Raw genomic sequence first — 20,972 nt, 5'->3', positions numbered from 1 at the left:
CTCTCTCCAAAGAGCGGTCTATTATATGCTCAATCGCTTGATTCTGCACTTTTGAAGCACTATCTGGAAGACCAACTTCGATACAAACAGCGCCGTAAACATGCTCGCAAGAATGCCAAGTATCAATGTAACTGCGAAGCCCCGTATCGGGCCTGTCCCAAACTGAAACAGGACGACGGCCGCGATCAGCGTAGTAACGTTAGAATCCACGATCGTCAACAGAGCGCGCTTGAAGCCGCCCTCCACTGCCGCTCTGATTGTTTTGCCAGCCCGGCGGTCCTCTTTGATACGCTCGAAAATCAGGACGTTGGCGTCAACCGCCATGCCGACCGTGAGAATAATGCCCGCGATGCCCGGCAGCGTCAGAGCAGCTCCCGATAGCGCCAGGCAACCCATCAGCAAGATCAGGTTCAAGACCAGTGTAAGATCAGCGATCAGACCTGAAAGACGGTAGTAAAACAGCATGAAAAACACCACAAGCGCGCCCCCGATGATCACCGAGGTAGTCCCCTGTCTGATCGAATCCAGGCCCAGCGTAGGTCCGACGGTTCTCTCTTCAAGATACCTGACGTTCGCAGGAAGAGCCCCTGCCCTGAGAACCACTGAGAGGTCGTCCGCGTCCTGCACCGTGAAATTGCCCGTGATCTGCCCCTTCTCCGTGATGCGCGTTTTTATCGACGGAGCGGACTCGACAACGTTATCAAGAACGATGGCGAGCCTCTCATTGATGTGCTTCTGAGTGAACTTCCCGAAAAGCCTCCCGGCTGACCTCGTCAGCCTGAAATCCACGGCCGGCATGTTGAACTCATCGTGCCCCGTCCTCGCGTCCTCCAAGTCAGCTCCCGAGACCCGAACCTCGTTCTCAACGAGCGCATAACGCGCCTTGCCAACTGTTTCGGCGGCACGCCGAGGAGGCGCCATCTTTAGCAGCTCGTATCCCTCCGGGACACTGCCTTTATACTTCTCCAGCAGCGCTTCTTTGCTGGGGGCCTCGTCCTTTAACAGCCGAAGCTGGAGCATCGCAGTTCGGCCGATGATCTTCTTGGCGCGCTGCGGGTCAACCACACCGGGCAGCTGAACCAGAATCCGATTACCGATCAAGCCTATGCGCTGAATGACCGGCTCGGCTACACCAAGTTCGTCCACTCGGTTTCGGATCGTCTCCAGCGCTTGACGGACCGAGTTCTCCCTGAGACGCTTGTCTTCAACGGACTTGAATGTAAGCTTCAACTCCCACTTGTTGCCCGCGAGCTTCGTCGGATAAACGTCAAAGCGGCTCTGCTCGTCCCTAAACTCTGACAACGCCGAATCCTTGGCGCCCGTGCTCGGCAAAACGAATCGGACCGACAGGTCATCCGCCACACGCTCTGACTCAACTGGTATCTCGTGATCACGAAGCAGATCGGCCAACCTGACCTTCATCTCCGAAAGCTCTCCCTTGAGCGCTGTTTCTGTCTCCACCTCAAGGACAAGGTGTATCCCGCCCCTGAGGTCAAGACCAAGCAGTACTTTCTCCTTCGGAGGATATGCACACCAACCGACAAGCACGACCAGTGCGACAGCAAAGATCGATTTACCCAACAGGTTCTTTTTCACATCTAGCCCCTTCCTGGCCCTCTTCTTCTGCTCTCAACTGTCTAACCTTCAAGCAACGTAGCCGATTGATCGCCGCGCCAATCTCAAAACGCCTCGGCCTGGCGTAATCGCCCCGAGCGAACGGGCATAAGATATCAAGACCCCGCTCAGAAATGTCCCTGTCAATCCTCTCTACTAGGTCCGGCATTGCCATGCTGCTGTCGAGGTCCTTCAGATACTCGGACACACCATAGTAGATCGCATCGCCGATCGCGCGAGTCTGACAGTAGTCAACCAACTGGTCCTGAGCAGAAATGTCGCTCTCGCTCTCACCGTAAAGAATCTTGCCCTTGCCCTTGATGTCGATCTTGACCTCATTACGACCTGACCCTGCGCTCAACGACCGCTTGAGAGGGCACCGCTTCGTCAGCTCACCGAAATGCTCCCCACTTTCAATCTCGCGCCGAGTCCGGTGCTCTATCGCTATACTCTGCGCCTTGACTGTCATGTCCTTCACAAGGTATTTGTCCAGAACTAGCACGACGTCCGCTACATCAAAGTAATCACCGGAGCCGCCCATGACAAGTATCGAGGAGACCCCAAGGTCAGAATACATCTGCCTGATCTTATCCACGAACGGCGTGATTGGCTCCCGGTCCTTCGGGACCAATTGCTGCATCCTGACGTCCCTTATCATGAAATTCGTCGCCGATGTGTCCTCGTCGATCAAAAGCACCTTTGCGCCCAACTGAAGCGCCTCGATAATGTTGGCGCTCTGGGAGGTGCTTCCGCTTGCGTTCTGGGTCGTAAATGCCCTTGTGCTCTGCCCAAATGGCAGGTTGTTGATGAACGGCCTTATATCGACCTTCTCAACGTTCCGACCCTCCTCTGCCTTCAGCTTGACCGCTCCATCCACGGTAACAACGAACTCACGACCATCCCCAGGGATGTGATTGTAAACGCCTCGCTCCAACGCCGACAAAAGCGTCGATTTGCCATGGAACCCGCCCCCCGCGATCAACGTAACGCCGGGCCTAAGCGCCATCCCTCTGACCGGCCCACGGTTTGGCGTCTGAATCTCCATTTGCAGACTTGAAGGAGAGTTGAACGGTATGACTATGTCCGCACCGATCTCCCCAGGCTTGACGACATCCAGCGTTTCAACGTCAACTACGATACCCCTCATCGGCCTGTCGTCTATCCCGCTTCGCCGCGGCAGAATCGAGCCGTCCGCCACGAACGCTATGAGGCCCAACTCTTCGAGCTTATGGCGTATGAAATCCTGGTCCTCCACAACATCGATGTGCTTCGACATCGCGTTCTTGTCCAGATTCTGGTATTTGAGAGATTGCCGGACTATGTCCGGCAGAATCCCGAAAAGCATTGCGTATGCCTCGTTCCCGAGGATGATGCGCCCGTCCGCTGGGAGCCCGGCCACGAACCGCGCCTCGACATACTCGTCCGTAACGTTGACGGAGCTCCTCTCCAAGACCTCCTGACCGCAGGACGCAATGGAAAGCGTCCCGCTTTTGCCAGAGCCGCGTATCTTGCGCCGCGAATCGGAGCTCACCGCCTCAAATTGACGCGTCAGGAAATCCTCCAACGCAACTCGACGAGTCGGGGTTGAAAAGAGCGCCTGTGGGAAACCAGCGACTTGCTGCGGCACCCGCACCCGCAAACGCGAAGGTGCTGCAAAGGGATCGCTTTGCACCTTGTCGAAGATGAGGACGTAGTCCTCGAACTTGTATCGACCGGCAAGGGACTTATACGATTTATATCCTGACCTGTCGATGCTCTTGAGTTTTGCCTTCAGATCGTCGCTATGTAACATTCTTCCTCAGCTTCAAAAAACCACTCAGGGGCACTCGGCGTCACCGGCTCAAAACTGCCGCATCGAACTCCTTGCGGTGCTCGAAATCCAAAAGCCCGCTCATGAAGTAGCGTAGCCGGAGCGAACCTGTACCCTCTGTTACCATAATACGCTTAAAAGCAAAAATGTGCTCAGAATCCTGAGCCGCACCCCGCAACGTCGAGCAGGCAGCGATGTAGCCCGCATCTCGGGCGGCCTTCACGGCTCTAGTGTCAAAAAGCCCGTAAGGATATGCGAAGGTTGAGACCTCGACGCCTATCATCGATGACAGCGTGGCCTTCGATTCCGCCATTTGAGCCTCGATCTCATCAGAAGCAAGCGCCGTGAGGTCCACGTGATCACATCCGTGAGAGCCGATCTCGAAACCGTGCCCAAAGAGCTCCGACAGCTCTTCAGCATTCATTATCTCAAAAGACCGACTCTTATTCCGCCAATTGCTCCGCCCACCAATACAGCTCGTCAAAACGTAAAACGTCGCTGTGCAGCCAATCTCTGAAAGCACAGGATAAGCCTGCTCAAAGCTGCTCTTCGCACCATCGTCAAACGTGAGAGCAAACTTGCGCCTCAATGAGGCAGCGTCCCCGGCCCTCAGAAGCTCCGCAAGCCGTTGAACAGTAATCGATTCGTATCCGTGACCAAGGAACCATTCGGCGGTCTCCCTGAGCTTTGAACTCCTCACAACCAACGGCGAACGAGGCACAGATGAGCCCTCGGGCGCAACGTGGTGGAACATGAATATGGGAACTCTAGCTCGCACTATCTCGGCCCCTGTCGCTGCCTCCGAGCAGGACATCATAAATGCTCTGTAGCCTTCTGAGCATAGTCTTCAGGTCGAACCTCGCCTCTGCCATCGCCCTGCCAGCTCGGCCAAACGCCTCCCTCTTCTGGCAATCTACGGCGAGCTCGCTCATTCTGCTGGCAAGCCCATCAACGTCGCCATCGGGGACAACGTAACCACTATGCCCATCGTCAACGATCTCCGGAAGCGCCCCAACGTCAGACGCGATGACCGGCTTTGCCATCGCCATCGCCTCCACTGCCGAACGTCCAAAGCCCTCCGTCCTGCTTGGCATGACAAGCACATCCAGCGCTGCAAAAGATGGAACAGGATCGTCTTGATGGCCAGCGAATATCACCCGCTTCGAAAGCCCTAACTGCTCAACCATCCGCCTGAGCTCGTCCTCGAACGAGCTGCCCTTGCCCCTCGCATCCCCAACGATGAGCAGCCTTGCGCGCTCGAGGACCCCGGCAATGCGAGAGAAAGCCTCGACCAAGAGATCAAGCCCCTTCAGCCGATCGATGCGGCCAACCGCCCCGAACACAACCGCACTGTCATCCAACCCAAACCGCCGGCGCGACTCGCCCCGGGGCGTTGTGCGAGCAAACCGCTGAAGGTCAACTCCGTTAGGAACGTAAAAAACTCTCCCCGTCAGACTCTCAAAGCCCGAAAGCACGTCCACCGCTCTGCCAGACGTGCAGATGGCGGCATCACTCTTATGCAGCCCATACTTCCTCGCCTTGTCCCGGTCGATCTCCGTCCTCACGTGAGCCACGACCGGCGCCACGACCGGCTTTGCAGCCCAAAGCGCGTATGGGACGTCCCAGACGCTGTTGGCGTGCAAAAGCGAGACCTGATACGAACGAACCGCTCGCCTGAGGCGCCCAATTGCCAGCGGAATGTGCAATATGCTCTTTCCCTTCCTAAACATCGGCATCTTGATTGACACGACATCGACTCCATCCCGAGAGCCGTGCCACGCTGGCTCCCCCGAACAGGCGACGACAGGCTCAAAACGGCCTCGCTCGAGGCCGAAAACAATATCCCTGAGACTTTCCCAAGCGCCGCCGGGCCTGCTCGTCCCGCTTATGTATAAGACCCTAACCACAATACCGCTGCAATTTTTATGTCCCGCGTTCGACCGCAGAATGCCATCGCCCAAATGGCACTAGCAAGGGGTGGGTTGCCTGCCCGCCAGGCCAACGTTACTTCGAGGCGCCAGTCTCGGCGGACATGATGCCGGCTATGGCGCTTCGATCAACCTCAATCTTAACTTTTTCCGCGACCTTGATGCTAGCTGTGTTCTCGGAGACTGCCGCGACCGTGCCGTGTATGCCGCCGCTTGTCGTTACTCTGTCGCCAACCTTGAGGTTGCCCTGCATCTGCTTAACATCTTTCTGTCGTTTCTGCTGCGGTCTGATGAGCAAGAAATACATAATGCCGAAGATCGCAAATACAAGCACCAGTCCGGACATGCCGCCTCCTCCCCCTTCACCCTTGCCGCCGGTCGCCATCGCGGCGGCAGACGACTCGATCAGCGCAAGAAGTGAAAAGACCGCTAAGGCTTGGAATACCATTCTTGCGGCACATCTTTGCACAGTTCGCAACAACGCTGACTTAAACAATGTCAATCTCCTCTTGATGTTTGCTCTCGAGTTCGGCCAAGAAACCCTCCAGCTGGCCATTTCGTATTACATCCCGAAGCCGGGACATCAATCGCATATAATACCGAACATTGTGGATACTATTCAACATCGGCGAGAGAAGTTCCCCCGACATGTACAAATGCCGCAGATACGCCCTGCTGAAATTGCGGCAGGTGTAGCAATCGCAGCCCTCCTCGATGGGCCTCTCGTCCCGAGCATACTTCGCGTTCTTGATCACGAGCCTGCCGCCATCCACGAAGAGCGTCCCGTTTCGAGCATTCCTCGTCGGCATCACGCAATCGAAGATGTCCACCCCCTGCGACACAGCCCTCGCCACATCCATCGGGAAACCCACGCCCATTAGGTATCGCGGCTTATCCAAAGGCAGCTCGTCTGTGCACACACCCACCATCTCAAACATAGTCTCCTTGTCCTCGCCAACTGCAAGCCCTCCGATCGCATACCCGTCGAACCCCATCTCCACCAGCCTATGAGCACACTCCACCCGAAGCTCCGGGAAAGTTGCGCCCTGAACGATCCCAAAGACCGCGCTACCCTGACCAACGTTCCGCGCCGAACGCTCCGCCCATTCCAGCGTCAGGTTCATCGACCGGCGCGCGTAGTCGAACGTAGTCGGGTATGCCACGCATTCGTCCAGAACCATCGCCACGTCAGAGCCAAGCCGAGCCTGCATCTCGATCACCCTCTCAGGCGTGAATAGGTGCGACGAGCCGTCGAGATGAGAGACGAAATGAACCCCCTCTCGCTCGATCCTCCTGAGCGTCTTCAGACTATAAACCTGAAAGCCTCCGCTGTCAGTTATGATCAGTCCGTCCCAATCGATGAACCTGTGTAGCCCGCCAGCGGCCCCGATGACGCCGATTCCAGGCCGCAGATACAGATGATAGAGGTTGCAGAGAATGCCCTGCACCCCGTGCGCGACGAGCTCCTTCTGCGGGACGCCCTTCACTGTGCCCTGCGTCCCCACCGGAAAGAAGGCCGGCGTCTCAACCGTCCGGCCGTTCACCGAAAGCCTACCCACCCTGGCACCGCACCCGGCGCTCTTCGCCTCTATCTCAAATCTCAACATCTTCCTGTAACCTCGGGGCCGCCGCCGGCACAGCCATGTCGCTTAGGCGCTGCAGTTATGCTGCCACCCAAGAGGAAACTCCCGGTTTCGCAGCCAACACCGCGCCGCTTGCATCTTTCGGAAACTCTTCTCCTGCACCCCGCCTCTATAACACAGTCCCGCGTCCCTTTCCAAGCTGAAGGCTTTGCTCGTAACCATCGGCTCGGGTGACCGGGTATGGTAGGTAAACCACGCTCGGAGCAAGACCAAATATGGGGGCGTTTGAGCGTGGTCCGCGCGAGCCGTCGGGTCGGTCGCACGAGTCGCAGGGTAACCGGCGTCCCAGATAAATGGCTGCCGCTTGTGATGCGAGCAATCGCCGCGGGAACGGCATCCGGCGGACCCCCTGCTCTGGCGCCTTCTTCCTTGCGTTACAGCAAGGTTCTGGAAAGACGCGTGAAGTCGGCTGCGCACTGCTTGCCGTTGAATTTGACAATCCGCGACTGCCACAAGCATTATTGGAGGCATGATTCAAGAAAGGGATAATCGGAACCCTGTTTATCGGATGTATATAGACGAAGTTGGAAATCCTGATCTAGAGAGCTCCGACAATCCCAACCACCAGTTCTTGAGTCTGACCGGCGTGATCATTGACCTGAGCTACGTCAAAACCACGCTGTATCCACAAATGGAAGCACTCAAGACCAGATACTTCGACCCTCACCCTGACGAACCATTGATACTCCATCGGAAAGACCTGATGAACGCAAAGCACCCATTTGGGAAACTCAGAGATGCACAATTGAGACAGCGATTCGATGACGATCTTCTGGAGCTCCTCAAGTCCTGGCAATACACGGTTATATCAATTTGCATCAATAAAAAAAGACATAAAGAGACATATACAACCTGGAGATATGAGCCGTATCACTACTGCTTGAACGTGATGTTGGAGAGATTCGTCTTCTTCTTAGAGAATTCTAATAGCCAAGGTGATGCCATGGCAGAGGCGAGGGGAGGTAAGGAGGATATGCGTCTGAAGCGATCATTCGCGAGGCTTTGGGAAGGGGGGAGTGACTATGTTTCGCCTGAACGCTTCCAGGCAGGGCTGACCAGCAAGCAACTCAAGGTTAAGCCCAAGGCGAACAATATCGCAGGACTTCAATTAGCGGACCTCATCGCTCATCCCAGTCGTAACGAGATACTCAAGGACTACGGGCTGCTCCGAAAAGAGATAGCGCCGTTTGCGAACAGAGTCATCGCCATCTTACAGCAGAAATACTATCAAAGCCATTACGACGGGAGGATATTCGGGAAGAAGCTGTTGCCTTAAAGAGCCGTGCGCCAGAAATAAAAAGGGCCCTTGCGGGCCCCGATGGCATTAATACCATCCACCTCCGGAATTCCGGATTGCAGATAATATGACCTACCTGTTTAGGAAAAGCAAGCCCGGAATCTCGTTATGGACACGGCGTCCATTATTTGCCGCGGGATTAATATCCAAAGCACCACGTGATGCGAGCAATCGCCGCGGGAACGGCATCCGGCGGACCCCCTGCTCCGGCGCCTTCTTCCGGTTCAAGCACGAGGTTGTGGCTCATTGGTTCCTAATCGCGAAAGGCTCTTGACTTGGATGGGCGCCACACTAACATGGACTCTTGACGAGCTCGGCGCATCCATGACCGGATGTCGCTCAGAAGCATATGAGTTGTGAGAATGGTGCGAAAACCTTCCGCTATACATTTGAACGGCAGTCTCCACGGTCCTCTTCGCGGTGCAGAGGATGCCCGGAAGACAGCATTGAAGCTTCTTCCTGAGACCGAAACCGCACCAGTCACGGGCACGAATAGGAATAGACGAGCCCGTCGGATGATCGCCTTTGGCTGGTATGGCGGCAAATACAATCATCTCGAATGGCTTTTGCCTCTACTGCCCAAGTGTCACCACTATTGCGAACCTTTTGGGGGATCGGCCGCAGTTCTTCTTAACCGGGAACCTTCGCCTATTGAAACATACAACGACATACATGGAGAGGTCGTGAATTTCTTCCGCGTCCTGAGAGACCAGAAAGAGAGGCTAAAGGCTTACAGTTACGAAATGACAGATGCCGAGCACAAGCGGCTCGCTGAAGTGTTGATCCAGGTCAAAGGCAAGGTCGCGCTGTCGGGATACCGTTGCCCTCTTACGGACCAGCTGTATTCCTCTTTCCGGAGAATCGACGCACCCACCAAGAAATGCCACTCCTCGAAAGCGCCTCGGGCGGAGGCGCTCTGGATCAACTACCGCGTGGAACAGCGCAATCCAAGGGATTACCTCACGATAGAGACGCCCAGAGGTGCGGTGCCTTGCGAGGTGATCCTAAGTCGCGTCTTGCCGGTCGTGTAGGCATCCTCGCCGTTGCCAAACTTGCCCTCGAGGCGGATGGTTAGAGTGCCCTCGATCGCCCCACCCTCCGCATCAACAATCGTCGCTATCTGAGATTTGAGCTCTGCCGGCACAGCCGCGACCGTAAGCGACGTCTCCGTGTCCGCGGTTGAGGCAGCTATTTGAGAGTATATGTTCCTCTCGAAAGTGAACGGGGCATAGTTGGGCAGTGCTATCTCGACGAGATACTTGGTGACAAGGACGTTATATGAGGGGTCGATGTTGCCCTCCGAATCGAGATAGTAATCAGAATACTTGTTGAGCACATAGACGACAGCGTTGTCATCAGTGCCGAGATCGTTCGCGTTCACGCTGGACTCTACGTAGGGCAGGCCAGTCAACGACTCGATCCTCGTTATCTGTAGCCCCCAGATGGTTGACTGCGAATCATCGTCGCCAGTGCCACCGCGCCTCGAGCAGCCTGTCAGAACAACCGTTCCGGCAAGGAACAACAGACCGATAATCAATAGACTCTTACGCATTTATGCCTCCTGATCTGTGTCAATCAATCCTCTGACTTCTCCGGCGCTTCCTTGCCGGTCGAGCCCTTGGAGCCACCGGCCTTCGATTCGGTATTGGCGCCACTTTTCGGCTCACCTGTCTGCTCGTCCGCAGGCGGCTCTCGCTCCCAGATAGCGCCCTTCCGTTTGCGGATCTCATCGAAGAGCTCTTTCATGCTGGTCTCATAATCGCAAATGGCGGCCTTGGCCTCAGCCGTTGTTTCTATAATGGTGGGCGTGATCAATATCAGCAGCTCGGTATTCGTCTCTATCACCGAGGTAGAGGAGAAAAGCTTCCCAATCCAGGGAATATCCATGAGAAGCGGAATGCCTTCTTTGGCCGTGTTGACGTTCTTCTTGATCAGGCCGCCGATGAGAAGCGTGCTCCTGTCATCCATGAAAACTGTCGTCTTCACCTCCCGACGGTTCACGATCGGTGAATCTGAGCCACCGATCTTGTTGGTCTGCGCATCCGAAACAGTCTGGTTGATCTCCAGCTTGATCGTCTTCTTCTCGTTCACATGCGGCTTGACGTCCAAGATGATGCCCGTGTCCTTGTATTGAATCGTTCGTCTCGTGTCGAATGAGCTCACCGACGTTGAGCTGCTCGAGGTCTCGCTCGTGACGATGGGAACGTCCTTCCCGACGTATATCTTCGCCTCCTGGTTATTCGAGGCGATAATACGCGGCGTGGAGAGGACGTGGAGTTTGGACTGACTCGCGTAGGCATTAAGGAGACCTTTAAGCCTCTGGGCATCGACAACGTTCAAAACAAACCCGCTGCCAGACGGCACACCCAACGCCTGGGCAATATCCGAAACCACGTTGAAGTTCTCACCACCAACCGTTGCGCTACCCTGCCCTTTGAGCGACCACTCGAGCCCAAACTGCGTCGTCTTGTCCAGCGTCAGCTCTGCGATAAGCACCTCGATTAGCACCTGCTTGGGCCGAATGTCCAGCGCCTCGATCGTCCGCTTAATCTCAGGATAATTGGCCGGGTCGGTTACGATAATAAGCGAGTTGGTGAACTCGTCGGCAACTATGTTGACATCACCGATTACCGACCCGGTGCCGAAACCGGGCTTGGTCCCGGCGCTTCCGCTCTCACGGACTTTACTCTGAAAGGGGGATTTGCGTGTGCTGGAACTCGCCCGCGAACCTGTGGACTTCGTCTTGCTCTTGGAATAGAGGCTACTGAGGAGCGACGCCAAGGACTTTGCCTCGGCGTTCTCGAGGTAGTAAACGTATGTTTTCTCGGCCCCATAAACATCGACGTCCAACATCTCGATGATCTGCTCTATGGCCTCCAGGGCAGCCTTTCGGCCCAACACAACCAACGAGTTGGAACGCTTGTCGGTGATGATGACTGGCTTTTCCCCCAGGCCGCCCAAGGTGCCGGAAGCCTCCGTGGACGTCTTACTGGACCTCGAGCTGCGACTCGACCGCCGAGACGTCGAGGAAGAAGATGTTGAGGTCTTTTTGGCAGAGAAAAGCTTGTCCAAAATCGACGCAACCTCCCCCGCGTCCGCAAACTGAACCTGATAGATTCTCAGCCTCTCGGTGGCCGTCGGCACGTCCAGCAGCTTGATGAACGTCATCACACGCTTGATGTTAGACTCAAGGTCAGTGATGATGAGAAGCATCGTGTCGTCGTTCGTAACCTCGTATGCCACGCTCGAGAGAAACGGCTTGATCAGCTTCAGCAAAGCTGACGGCGGTATGTGCTCCGTGGGAACGATTTGTGTTACGAGAGTATCCTCGAGCTCTAGCTGGTCGCCTGAGCGACCCACGTAGGTCTCTATCGGCAGCTGCCTGGCGCTAGGCAGGGGAACGATCTTGTAGAAGTCCCGGCCTGAATCGACCATCGCAAGCCCATTCATAGTCAGTATGGACTGAAGAATGAACCACAGGTTGTCCGGCCTGACAGGGCGCCAAAACCGCGTCGTTATCTTCTTGCTCTTGACGCTGGGGTCAACGATGTAGTTGAAGGTGCCGCGCTCGGGCATAATCTTGATGAACATCTCGAGCACCTGTTCGATAGGAGCGCTCTCCAGAGTAAGATAAGGCCAGGCCTCTCGCTCCTCGAGGCTCTCGGGCAGCTTGCCCCTCGGGGGTTTGCTCTGAGCCGTGAACAAGACCGTATCGCCTGACACGCCTTCTTCCTCTGGCTCATCGCTTTCCTCCTCAACCTCGGCCTTGCCGACTGCTTTCGTTGCCACCGTTGACGTTGAGGCCGCCACCTGGGGCAGGATATTCCCCCGCTCCGCCGGCCCGCTCTCGGCCTTCTCCTCAACGGGCTCCTGCTCTCGCTGTTGAACAACGTCCTGTTCCGGCCCGGCAATAGCAGGGCCCCCTGTGAACTTCTCTTGCTTGAAAACGTGAACGCAACTTGTTGTAAAAAGCGCTGCCACAAGGAGCACAAGACACAGTCCAAACCTGCGCAGGCGCCGGGGCAACATGATTTGCCTATTCAACATACTCACCCCCTAGGGTCAATGTGTGTGCTTAACAATTGCAGGGGCCTCGTTTACACTAGAACAGACAGACGAGCACATCCGCTCCACAAACAATCGCTCCATCCCCTCACCAGCCGACACCGGCCAGGGCACGCCATCCATAGAATAGCCTCGGCCATCCCTCACTTTCTCTTCCCCGCCTTTTTTAACGCATCGAGAAAACGCTGAGTGGCCTCATCCTTGCTGGGAGGCGACGCCGGCGTTCTCCTTTTTATGGGCTGCCGCCCGGTCTTCTTGCTCTCTTCTTCTTCGGCCGCCTGAGGAATGCTTGACTTTGTAACCTCTACCTCAAAGCTCTCCTTGCCGTTCGAGAACACGACGAGAGTGGGTCTGATCTCTGATATATACCAACCGTTCTTGACCTCCTCACCCACCCTGTAGGAGCTCGCCTGGAGCAGCTCGCTCGGCGTGGGCGTTGGCGTAGGCTTGCTCCTGCGACTGCTACGCCTACGATAATGTCTCGTGGGCTTTGGGGCCTGGGCTTTCTTGGCGGGTATCTCCGCCACTATCGCGTACTTGACCCTGTCGTTGAGAAGCATGATCCCCAAAACCTCGAAATTGGGCTTTTTGTCCTCCTGGGCGTCATCTTTCCCTGGGGTCGGCGAGGGTTCTGGCGGGATATATCGCTTCCGGTCAGGTCTGAAGAGGTCGTTGTCAACCATTTGGCCATAGCCCAAGCCGGCAGCCATCTTATCGAATGAATACTGCTCACGCTCGATCCTCTTGGGCGGAACGGGGTCGGCCTTGATCTCCTCCCCGAGCGGACCCTGCCATATCTCGCCGAGCCAAACCGCCCCACCAACAGCAGCCGCAAATAGCGATAGATTTATCACGAAAAGCTTCCGAAACACCTGTCAGAAAACCCTACGGCAATTCATTGAGGACATATCCCACAACCTCTATATCAATGAATATCTTCTTGGGGTCACGCTGGTTCTCAGGTCTAAGCGTCAGCTTCGTTACCTGAAGCAACATCTTGTCGTTCATCACCTTCGTCAGAAAATCCCTCAACTGAGATAGCGAGCCGGCCGCGCTAAGCTCCACAGGCACTGAGATGAAACCGGCCCGTTCCTCGGCCTTCATTATCTTCTTACTCCGTGTCTCAAGCTTCGATTGCTGGAGAAAACCGTCCAGCGTCTGCTGCAACTTCGCGCCCGCAACGTTCGGATTTCTGGCGTGAATAAGCAGCGCCTCGAAGTTAGCCCCTATTTTCTTCAGCTCGTTCAGCTCGTAATCGAGCGCAGCCCTCTGCGAGATCAACTGTGCGCTCTTCTCATACTGAAACCGAACGCTCTCAATCTCGTCCGACGTCTTCCGGCTGTAGCGGTATAGCGGCACGATAGCGAATCTGATGAGAACGAATACAGATATCACCAAAGAGCCTATTATGAGAACCTTCCGGTCCCGTGCGGTCAGCTTCATTCGTCCTCGTCCCCCTCCGAATCCCCCTCCGAATCCCCCTCCGAATCATCCGATTCGTCATCTGCCTCGCCGTTTCCCTCGGCATCCTCCTCGTCATGCGATGTGCCTTCAGTGACGGAATTCGTCGAGCCTGTCGCCGGAAGTCGATTGTCAAACATCCGACCTGCCTGCCCACGCAGCAACGGATTCCTGAACGGCAACTCAGACTCAGAAGATCGAAACGTTCTATCCATCCCAGTAGCCATCTCTGGGTTACGAAACGGCAGCTGCAGCGACTCGTCCGGCCCCTCGTAGTAACTCTCCTCATCGTTCTCACCTGGACCTATCAGCATATCCTCAGGGGCAGGCAGAGGACCTATCAGCTCCTGCTCTCTCTCAAGCCCCTCCTGTTCGTTGAGCAACTGCCACTGGTTCTTAATATCGATCTCGACCACAACACTGAATTGCTCGCTGTCCTTACTTGATGTTATCCGTCCCTCAAAACGAGGGTTCTTGAAAATCGGAGACGCCTCCAGTTTGGCGAGTATCTCCTCCGGCTTGCCCGAACGACCGTTGATCGACAGCCTCTGATCCTTGAGCCGGAAATTGCTCAACCATACCTTCTCCGGCCCAGCACTAGGCAGACGCTTGTCGAGCTCCTTGAGCACCAAGAGGGGATTGAGAGTCTCCTCAGATAGCGACTTCAGCTCCTTCAATAGGTTCCCCCAGGCCGCCACTTGATGCCGAGTCGCGGAGATCAGCTTCACCTCGTTGCGGAGCGATTGAACCTTCGACTCAAGGAAACTGACCTCCATCTTTTCCCTGGCGATACTACTGGCCAGAATCGCCACTAACAGAATGCACAGCGAAACTGAAAGACCGATCATGAATCGCTTCCCATAGAGCTTGCGCCTCGGTCGGCGCTCCGCCGGCAGAAGGTTAGCCCCCCCGACCTTTTCCTCGAAGTCGCGCATGCCCAAGCCTATGGCAGAGCAAAGAGAACTCGCCCTCTCCGGCGGCACGAGCGAGCGTATCTTCTGATGCGGCTGAAGCAGCCTGACACGGCCCGCAAAACCCAGCTCCACAAGCGTCCCCTGGAGATTAAGAGCGGTGCGATACTCACCAGATAGATATAGCTCGTCGATGTAAACGTTACCGCCGTTCTCATCTGCGTATGAGGATAGCTCGTCGAGGATGGCCTGAGCTTTTCTGATCTCTCCCTGTTTCTGAACGCCAACCGAATCCCCACCCTGTACCGCCAAGTTCGTCTCTCCGTCGTCCCCACCGGAGCCCTGGGCTGCCTGAGCGCCTGGCGCCTGGCCCGAGAGCGCTTTTGCGAGGTCCTCCTCAGAAATAAAGCCAGAATGAAATAATACCTGACCCAGCAGTGCATCGCCCGCCTTCTGCTGTTCAGCAAGAGCCAGCTGAAGCTGCTCCTCCGTTATGAGCCCCCGCTCCATGAGTTTCTCGCCGAGAAGTGCCCTCTTCGGCGTTAGCCTCTGCCAACTTGAACTCAGTCCCCCGTGCTCAAGATCGATTGACCGGCAGTGCATGAGCTCCTTACCCCTCAAGATGACCACATCAGCGCTGCCATCATCGCAATCAACGAGAGCGCAGGTGGCATCGTCCGTCAGTTCGCCGAACCGGGCAAAGAAATCCACAAGCCCGAGGGTGGAGACCGTGATCGCGGACGGCGCAAGGCCGATCTGTTCTACGATACCGGCGTATCGCAAAATGAGGTCCCGTCGCGCAGCGATAATGGCCACTTTGAGCATGTTGTTTTGAGATTCGTTTCGCTCAACCACCTGGGCATCGAAACAGACCGAATCCGCCGGCAGCGGCACGTGCCGTTCTATCTCGTAGGAAAGAATCTCCCCGAGGCTGACACCTTGAACTCTGGGCAGCTCGGCAAATGTGAAGAAAGCGCTCTCCCGCGGGATACCGATCAACACACTGTCAGGCTTTATGCGATGCTCCTCGAGGAAGTGCGAGATGCCGTTCTGCACGAGCATGTCGATGTGGTCCTCGGAATGGTCCTCAACGCGAGCAAGGTCGATCACCTCGTAGTCGATCAAAGTGTATCTCGTCAAGCCCTTGCCGAGGTGGGTCAGGATAACCTTGTCCCTTTTGAAGAGTATGCTCAGGCTGGACTGAAGTGATACCATTTAGCTCCTCTTGACCTTTACTTTAGAGGCTATATGTCCGACCCAAACTGGGCGTAAACGGAGCCAACGTAATTATCGTGCCATTCCATGATCTCGACCCTAGGCCGCCTGAGACTGCCAACCTTCTTGACCACGGCCACGATCGTCCGCGTAACGTCCGATGATGCAATGCGCCCGGTTGAGGAGATCGTGAATCTCGTGGACGTAACGCGATGAGTTTGGGCGCGAGCATTGGTCCAATCTCCGCTCTCTCTCTGCTCCAGCTCCTGCTGAGCCCTCGCATCAGTCGTCAGCCCCGAGAGAAGGTCGTCCGAGGCGGTGTCGTAATAAAGCCCGCCGCCCCAAGTGGTCAGCAGGTCAAACACCCCGATGAACTCGTGGTCCTGGCCGACACCCCCGCTCTCCTCCTTGCGGAACCCATATTTCTCAACATTACCAGTGCCAAAAAGTATCTCCGGCGTCATCTCGCGAACCAAAAGAAGCTCTCGAACCGAGTCGAAATTGGCGTTCTTGCACAAATATGGCTCGCTCATCCCCTGCTCCTCGTAGTGCGCCTGATAATAATCATCCTCGGCACCGTTCGCCCTGTGAAAGTCGTCCGCGTCCCGCCAGTCCTTCATCGAGTCGACTATCGTGTCGGCAATCATGTCATCAACTCCGGAGTCCACAATGAGGTCTCTGAACCTCTCGTCATTGCTCGAAAGCCTGATGTCAAGCTTACGACGCTCGTCAACGATCTGGTAGTCGAAAGAGCCTCGACCAAGCCGAATCCCCTCGCGCGACGGCGAGGCCTCGTCCATCTCGAGCTCGCCCGACTCATCCCACGTCACCTGCCGAGACACAAAATAAAGCTCGCCCGACCCGTCCGGCGACCCAAAGTAGTACTCCTTCGACAGGACCTCTGCTAGCGCCACGTTGATCCCCGCCATAGCCAGATAATATGCCTGCGCCTCGTCCCTGAAATTCGTCGCAACTAAAAGGTCAACTCTCTTCTCGAAAGAGAACTCAAGCGCCATAACTGTCAACAGCACCATTATCCATATCGTCATCAACAGCGCGACGCCCCGATTGCTCCCCAGGCATCGACTCTTGACACCAAACCAGGACGCCTTCCACCTTTGACATTCCCTCTGAAAACGCGCCACCTGAGCTCTGGCCAGCGAACACCCGGTCACTGCTCCTCCACCTCCGCAAGCCCGCTGGCCAACGAGACCTGCCGATTGAAGATCGGCACCACAAACGGACCGAGAGTCTCCTCCTCCCCATCGCGATCAACCGTCATCGTAATCTCGACCGACTTCGGCAGATAACGCTCGATCTCCTTCGACTGCTCAACAGAATAGGCCATGTCCGACGACGTCTCGCTAAATGAATCCCACGTGTCCAACCACTCGCCCGGCTCAAGTGTAGAATCGTTCCGCAGAACCTGTTCAAAACGGAGGCGGATATTGGGATCATAAAAATATCTGAACGACATCGAGGTTACATCGGGATCGAGCCGATACAGCACACCCTCCTCAAACGGCTTCTCCGAGAACGGATTGCCCTCCCGCATCACCAGACCCTTCTCATCCTCTGAGCCAGACTCGTTCACTAAGTAAGTTACGGCGCGAAGCCCGAACGAGCTCTCCTCGCCCGTAAGTCCGGCCTCCTTCGTCACAAAACTAATGCTGTCATGTTGCCCCGAAAAGAGAAGAACTTGAGTCGAACGTATCTTGCTGCCCTGCTCAAACATCCTCACCTTGAAGGGATAAGACGACTTTAAGTCCTCAACCATCTGCGAAATCGCCACCCTCGTCCGCTGTGTGCTGTTCCCTCGCCGCTCGCCGGTCGCCCATGCCTTCGAGGCAACCTGAAACGATGCAAGGATTATTGCCACGATGATTACGGTGATCGTGCTTGCGATAAGAAGCTCAAGAAGCGTGAAACCGCGGCGATTAAACGCTGAGCGCATCATTGAGCCTCCTCACGAAATGCGAGCGTCTTCAAACTGGTGAGCTCGTAATGCCGCTCGTTTGGGCTGTCCCCATTTCGCCATGTAACTGTAACCGTGAGCTTAAATACGTTCACCGGGACGATCGCGTCGTCGGCGCCTATCTGCTCGATGAAGTCCGCCGTCTGCATGTCCTTCTCGTTGCCGGGGTCCATGTCCTCTCCCACAAGCTTCTCTGCTTGCGCTGTCCACGAATAGCCCTCTTCCTCGCCCGAATCATCGTAGCCGTCCTCGAGACCGTTCCTCAAGACAAGGTCGTCCATGACCTGCTGGGCGACGAACACCGCTTTGGTCAACCCCTTATCGATCCTGGTAAGCCTTAACGACCCTGCAAACAGCTGCATGATAGCAACCAACCCAATCGCTAGGATGGCCAGGGCCACCATCACCTCTAAGAGCGTGAAGCCCGAGCGCCCAAACAACTGGTCTCGTCCCTTGGTCATCTACACACTCTCACAAATAATCCTCTGGTGTTTTGATCTTCACCGAGCCCGTTACCGGCTCTATCTCTATAACAAATGACCGACCTGATTCGCCCTCCAGCTCGATCAGGCCGCCGGTCGATGTGCCTCGGGGAAAGAAGAAAACGTTGCAGACACCGTCCTCGTATTTCTCATCACCGTAGGTGAAGCTCGCCATCTTGACGCCTTTCTTGAGCTTTCTTGTTTTCTTGACCAATTGAGCCAAGGGGCTCTCCCCACACTTGCCTCTCGATTCGGGCGCGCCTTCTGAGGCGCCGAAGGCCGAGTCCCCACCGAGACCACTTGATGTCGAAAGCGACCCGCCGCCAAGAGCTGCGGAGCCGCCACCGAGAGCTGCGGAGCCGCCACCGAGGCCGGCAGTACCCGCCTCAGCTCCGAAGAGGTCGGAGCCGCTCGCCCGACCGGACCCGCCGCGGCGCTGCTCCTTTTTCTTGATGATCAGGTCGTAGGTCCCGCTGTTGAGGTCCAGTTTAACGATTGCCAGCCCCTTGCTGCACACAGCCTGGCTTCGGGCGAACCTGAGTGCGGCCGCGAGGTGCTTCACCTCTCCTTTTAGTCGCATGCCCCTAATGCTGCCCACGAACGCGGGGACGACAAACGCTGCCATAAGCCCCGCGATCAGCAGGACGATCAGAAGCTCGATCAGCGTGAACCCCCGCAGCCGAACCGTGAGATTCGGACTGCAAGGCTCAAACTGCGGACTACCGGCCGGGGTGTGAGAACAGCGAATCCCAGACCTGTATCCAGAATCAAGAGCTCTGGATTCGGGACCTAGCACTTCGCCCAACACTAATCCCAGCTATTGATCGGGCCAGACGCCTCGCAGCCCTGGGAGTTCAGCCTGTACGAGCGGCCGTTGTCAACCAGCTCATAGGAGTAGTCGTTGCCCCAGGGGTCCTTTGGGATCTTATTTTTCTTCAAATACGGCCCGTCCCAATTGGTAGCGTTCGACGAGATCAGCTCCTCCAGCGAGCTGGGATATCGCCCAACTTCAGCGTTGTAGATGTCCAAGGCCGTGCCAAACATCTCTATCTGCGTCTTGGTGGACTGGATTTTAGCTTTCTCGGTCTTGCCCACGAAGGCCGGGACCACAATCGCGCCCAGAAGACCTAATATCACAAGAACGACCAAAAGCTCTATCAGCGTGAACCCCCTTGCATCTCGCCGGTTTATCGCCATAGACAGCGCCCGCAATCTAGCTAGTAGCATCTTCTCCTTCTCCTATCTCCGTTACATCTCAATGTTGTTGATGCTGAATACTGCCATCAGCATTGAAATGACGATGAAGCCGACTACTACGCCCATGACAAGGATCATCATCGGCTCCAGGAGCGAAATAAGCCTCTTGAGCGTGTTTCTTACGTCCACCTCATAGATGTCGGCAACTTTTCCGAGCATCCCCTCGAGCTGCCCACTCTCCTCGCCGATCGTTACCATACTTACCGCAAGCGGTGGGAATACGCCGCTTTCGGTAAGTGGGCGCGATATGCCCTTCCCTTTCGTTATCGACGATATGATATCTCTACTCTTCGTGCCCTTGCCATTGGCGTTGATAGCGGCCCGCGACAACGCCTCGGATATGACTCGGTTAGTAATGACGTCTTTCACTATCTTCAAAGCTTGTATCAGCGGGACACCATTCTCCAGCAGCGTTCCGAGCGTGCGCGCAAAGCGCGCCACCTCTATCTTCTGCAAAAGCTCTCCCAAGATAGGCACTTTCAACTTGAACTGGTCAAAGGATAGCGCCGTCCGCTCGTTCTTCAACGTCTCCCGTGTCGCCACAACAACTGCGATAAGTGCCCCCAAAATCGCCCACCAATACGACTGAAAGCCGTTGGAGATCGACATGAGAATCTGTGTCGGGAGCGGAAGAGCCTGTCCCATGTCCTCAAAAATCTGTGCGAACTTCGGGATCACGAACATCATTAGAATCACAACCGCCGCACCACCGACAAATACCAACAGAAGTGGATAGATCATTGAAGTGATGATGTGCTCACGCATCTCTTGAGAGCTCTCCAAAAACTGCACCAAGCGGCGCATGACCGACTCCAAGGCGCCGCCCCTCTCGCCGGCCCTGACCATGTTCACGTAGAGCTTCGAGAAGACCTTCGGATACTTCCCAAGCGCGTCTGCGAACGAGTTCCCGCCCTGAACACCCTTGCGAACGTTCTCGAGAACACGCCGAAACCGCTCTCTGTCCGTCGTGTCAATCGTTATCCCTAGCGCCTTGTCCAACGGCACTGATGCTTCTAGCAGTGTGGCCAGCTGCTGGGTCGCCGCCAGAACATCACGCCGGCGTATCCGGCCCGTGAGCTGCTTGAGGTTCAGCTCCAGTGAAAGGCCTCTCTTGGACACATAAGCCTCAACTTTGAGCGGGAAAAGCTCTCGCTGCTGAAGGGCCTGAACAACTAGAGAACGCTCCCGGGCATCCATCGTGCCCTCTGTTACGTTTCCCCGCCTGTCAGATGCCTTATATACGAAGACCGGCAATGCTCATCTCCAATTGACAATGTGGTGCGGCAGCAACCTCTTCAGACCAGATTGCACTTC

At 55.9% G+C, this 20,972-nt stretch carries 19 protein-coding genes; 2 read left to right on the top strand and 17 right to left on the bottom strand.

Annotated features, from left to right (window positions below; translation table 11 throughout):
* Positions 1 to 21: 21 nt before the first annotated feature.
* The 6 genes from secD to tgt form a co-directional block, all read right to left on the bottom strand.
* A complete protein-coding gene (gene secD, locus VM163_03630; GenBank protein ID HUT02961.1) occupies positions 22 to 1,596 on the bottom strand; it encodes a protein translocase subunit SecD in 1,575 nt (524 codons plus the stop codon).
* Positions 1,574 to 3,406 carry an ABC-ATPase domain-containing protein gene (locus VM163_03625; GenBank protein ID HUT02960.1) on the bottom strand — a complete coding sequence of 611 codons (1,833 nt, stop codon included), beginning with the start codon at positions 3,404 to 3,406 and terminating at the stop codon, positions 1,574 to 1,576. The genes secD and VM163_03625 overlap by 23 nt, the downstream gene beginning before the upstream one ends.
* A gap of 40 nt (positions 3,407 to 3,446) precedes the next feature.
* Positions 3,447 to 4,202, bottom strand: coding sequence for a polysaccharide deacetylase family protein (locus VM163_03620; GenBank protein ID HUT02959.1), 756 nt, complete (start codon positions 4,200 to 4,202; stop codon positions 3,447 to 3,449).
* The gene (locus VM163_03615; GenBank protein ID HUT02958.1) at positions 4,192 to 5,331 is read right to left on the bottom strand and encodes a glycosyltransferase family 4 protein; all 1,140 of its coding nucleotides are present in this window, start codon (positions 5,329 to 5,331) and stop codon (positions 4,192 to 4,194) included. Before VM163_03615 ends, VM163_03620 begins: the two co-directional genes overlap by 11 nt.
* Before the next feature lie 97 nt (positions 5,332 to 5,428).
* Positions 5,429 to 5,800 carry a preprotein translocase subunit YajC gene (gene yajC, locus VM163_03610; protein ID HUT02957.1) on the bottom strand — a complete coding sequence of 124 codons (372 nt, stop codon included), beginning with the start codon at positions 5,798 to 5,800 and terminating at the stop codon, positions 5,429 to 5,431.
* A gap of 40 nt (positions 5,801 to 5,840) precedes the next feature.
* The gene (gene tgt / locus VM163_03605; protein HUT02956.1) at positions 5,841 to 6,959 is read right to left on the bottom strand and encodes a tRNA guanosine(34) transglycosylase Tgt; all 1,119 of its coding nucleotides are present in this window, start codon (positions 6,957 to 6,959) and stop codon (positions 5,841 to 5,843) included.
* Positions 6,960 to 7,464: 505 nt separating this feature from the next.
* Between tgt and VM163_03600 the strand changes: the two genes are divergently transcribed.
* Both VM163_03600 and VM163_03595 read left to right on the top strand, forming a co-directional pair.
* On the top strand, positions 7,465 to 8,271 hold the full coding sequence (locus tag VM163_03600; protein ID HUT02955.1) for a DUF3800 domain-containing protein: 807 nt from the start codon (positions 7,465 to 7,467) through the stop codon (positions 8,269 to 8,271).
* A 536-nt stretch (positions 8,272 to 8,807) separates the two neighbouring features.
* A complete protein-coding gene (locus tag VM163_03595) occupies positions 8,808 to 9,323 on the top strand; it encodes a DNA adenine methylase (protein HUT02954.1) in 516 nt (171 codons plus the stop codon).
* Here VM163_03595 and VM163_03590 read toward each other — a convergent pair.
* The 11 genes from VM163_03590 to VM163_03540 form a co-directional block, all read right to left on the bottom strand.
* A complete protein-coding gene (locus VM163_03590) occupies positions 9,248 to 9,844 on the bottom strand; it encodes a hypothetical protein (protein ID HUT02953.1) in 597 nt (198 codons plus the stop codon). The two genes, VM163_03595 and VM163_03590, sit on opposite strands and share 76 nt — an antisense overlap.
* Before the next feature lie 23 nt (positions 9,845 to 9,867).
* Complete coding sequence (gspD, locus tag VM163_03585; GenBank protein HUT02952.1) at positions 9,868 to 12,339, bottom strand: type II secretion system secretin GspD; 2,472 nt, start codon at positions 12,337 to 12,339, stop codon at positions 9,868 to 9,870.
* 161 nt (positions 12,340 to 12,500) lie between these two features.
* Entirely contained in the window at positions 12,501 to 13,211 is a 711-nt protein-coding gene (locus VM163_03580) for a hypothetical protein (GenBank protein HUT02951.1), read from the bottom strand.
* Positions 13,212 to 13,242: 31 nt separating this feature from the next.
* Positions 13,243 to 13,800: a type II secretion system protein GspM gene (gspM, locus tag VM163_03575; GenBank protein HUT02950.1), complete on the bottom strand. Its 558-nt coding sequence runs from the start codon at positions 13,798 to 13,800 to the stop codon at positions 13,243 to 13,245.
* Positions 13,797 to 15,944, bottom strand: a complete 2,148-nt coding sequence (pilM, locus tag VM163_03570; protein HUT02949.1) for a pilus assembly protein PilM — start codon at positions 15,942 to 15,944, stop codon at positions 13,797 to 13,799. The genes gspM and pilM overlap by 4 nt, the downstream gene beginning before the upstream one ends.
* 29 nt (positions 15,945 to 15,973) lie before the next feature.
* Entirely contained in the window at positions 15,974 to 17,119 is a 1,146-nt protein-coding gene (locus VM163_03565) for a hypothetical protein (protein ID HUT02948.1), read from the bottom strand.
* Positions 17,116 to 17,901: a prepilin-type N-terminal cleavage/methylation domain-containing protein gene (locus VM163_03560; protein HUT02947.1), complete on the bottom strand. Its 786-nt coding sequence runs from the start codon at positions 17,899 to 17,901 to the stop codon at positions 17,116 to 17,118. The genes VM163_03565 and VM163_03560 overlap by 4 nt, the downstream gene beginning before the upstream one ends.
* Entirely contained in the window at positions 17,898 to 18,380 is a 483-nt protein-coding gene (locus tag VM163_03555) for a type II secretion system protein (GenBank protein ID HUT02946.1), read from the bottom strand. The genes VM163_03560 and VM163_03555 overlap by 4 nt, the downstream gene beginning before the upstream one ends.
* A 10-nt stretch (positions 18,381 to 18,390) precedes the next feature.
* Positions 18,391 to 19,197: a prepilin-type N-terminal cleavage/methylation domain-containing protein gene (locus tag VM163_03550; GenBank protein ID HUT02945.1), complete on the bottom strand. Its 807-nt coding sequence runs from the start codon at positions 19,195 to 19,197 to the stop codon at positions 18,391 to 18,393.
* An 11-nt stretch (positions 19,198 to 19,208) separates the two neighbouring features.
* Positions 19,209 to 19,628 (bottom strand): type II secretion system major pseudopilin GspG, encoded by a 420-nt coding sequence (gene gspG / locus VM163_03545; GenBank protein ID HUT02944.1) that lies wholly within the window; start codon positions 19,626 to 19,628, stop codon positions 19,209 to 19,211.
* A 21-nt stretch (positions 19,629 to 19,649) separates the two neighbouring features.
* On the bottom strand, positions 19,650 to 20,912 hold the full coding sequence (locus tag VM163_03540) for a type II secretion system F family protein (GenBank protein HUT02943.1): 1,263 nt from the start codon (positions 20,910 to 20,912) through the stop codon (positions 19,650 to 19,652).
* Positions 20,913 to 20,972: the final 60 nt, after the last annotated feature.

The sequence above is a fragment of the bacterium genome, assembly GCA_035527515.1.
In the GTDB taxonomy this organism is placed as follows: Bacteria; B130-G9; B130-G9; order B130-G9; family B130-G9; genus B130-G9.
This window is presented reverse-complemented; position numbering and strand designations above follow the sequence as displayed.